This window comes from Paraburkholderia sp. J94 (assembly GCF_905220285.1).
Lineage (GTDB): Bacteria > Pseudomonadota > Gammaproteobacteria > Burkholderiales > Burkholderiaceae > Paraburkholderia > Paraburkholderia tropica_A.
Genome location: NZ_CAJMZH010000042.1, coordinates 1 through 1143, shown reverse-complemented (window position 1 = coordinate 1143; position 1143 = coordinate 1). Strand labels below are relative to the sequence as shown.

Annotated in this window: 1 protein-coding gene; it reads right to left on the bottom strand. The window is 62.9% G+C overall.

Translation table 11 applies throughout. The annotated features are described in order from the left end of the window. The coding region (locus U4Y88_RS37530; RefSeq protein WP_321790116.1) for a type VI secretion system tip protein VgrG at positions 1-1143 on the bottom strand (1143 nt) is incomplete at both ends.

Below are 1143 nucleotides of genomic sequence, written 5' to 3'. Positions count from 1 at the left end.
GCCTTCATGTCCTGAACGACATCAGCCTGGCTCGATTCGGGTGTCTGCGCGGTATGCTTCTTCGCGAGCTGCGACAGATCCTCGTGCTGCTGGCGGGCCTGGGTAAGCCGCGCCACCGTCTCGCCCATGTCCTTGACCGGAGACGACGCTCCTTCGCGGGGCTCGGTGGTCAGCAACATCCCCTGGTTGCCACGTCCCACGACATGCGCGTCCGAGGCAATCTCAATCCCCTCACCCCGCGCCACCGTGCGCCCCTTGTCCCCATCGATGCGCACGTTGTACCCGGCAACAAACCGAGAATTGGCGTGATCGCTCGTCATCTGCACCTGAAGCTGCTGCGGCGTATCGTCCGACACCACCGTATTGGAACCCTTGCCAAACCCCTCCAGGCTCTGACTGCGCCAGCCCGAAAGCGCATGGTTCTGGTACAGATCCCAGGGCACCTTGTTGTAGTCCGTCACATGACTGCCGAGGATGAACGGACGATCAGGATCGGAATTCACATAGCCGATATAGACGTGATCGCCCACGCGCGGAAGCCACAGCCCCCCATACCGCTGCCCCTGCCACACCTGCATGAGCGGTATCCAGCACGACGCTTCCTCAGTGCGCTTGTTCCTGCGGTCCCAGATGAACTTCACGCGCACGCGCGCCATCGGGTCCGTGAGCACACCGGGATCGCGGTCGTAACCGGTTACGACCGCCGTCTCCGCAAACGCGCGCGGCTTCTTCGCCTTCAGCGGGATGCGGTAGGCGTGGAGCGAGGGCACGCCCCAGAACTTCATCCGGCAGGTGTATTCCCGCTTGACCTCGCCGCCCTGCGTCACCGAGTCGTTGTTCACGATCTCGATCTTCGTACCCGTCACGATGTACTTGCGGTTCACCGGATAGAACGGGTGGTCCGTGATCGTCAACTGCCGCCCGGTCATCACACCGCGAAGGTTGCCCCACGCCTTGATGACCAGTGACTTGTTGCGATGCGCATCGGCGCGTACGCGCGCCAGATGCGAACCTTCAAACTCCTCGTCGTTGCGCGGGGCATTCAGTCCGTCCCCCCCCTGCTGCGGTTGTGCGTAATCGGCCCAGATATATTCACGGGCGTTGTCGTTGGTCGCCTCCGATGGCTTCGCAACCGCGCGGCTG